The 323-nt window shown below is 40.9% G+C and carries 1 protein-coding gene; it reads right to left on the bottom strand.

Features of this window, described 5'->3' with window-relative positions; all coding sequences use genetic code 11:
• Positions 1-323 (bottom strand): GMC oxidoreductase (locus KH400_RS23600; protein ID WP_217228773.1); only part of this gene is annotated, 323 nt, incomplete at both ends.

The raw sequence follows: 323 nt of genomic DNA, 5'->3' as shown, positions 1-323 counted from the left end.
ACAATATAATCAGCCGTCCGAATCGCAAAAGCAACAGTAGTTAAAGTAGGGTTGGCTCTTCCAACGGTTGGTAAAACACTGTTGTCGGCAACGTAAAGCCCTTCAACTCCATGAATTTGACCATAACGATTCGTAGCCGAAGTCGATGGATCATCCCCCATACGGCATGTTCCAGTTTCGTGATAATCACTTCCAATTGGCATAATACAAACAGAAGGGTTATCATCTCCTGCAACCTTTTTAAGGATTTGCCTGATCGTGTCTGTCATCTCAGAAATGACCAGCTGATCATTATCACTATATGAAAAATCAATATTTAACAT

Origin of the sequence: Desertibacillus haloalkaliphilus, assembly GCF_019039105.1 — a bacterium.
Classification (GTDB): domain Bacteria; phylum Bacillota; class Bacilli; order Bacillales; family KJ1-10-99; genus Desertibacillus; species Desertibacillus haloalkaliphilus.
This window is presented reverse-complemented; position numbering and strand designations above follow the sequence as displayed.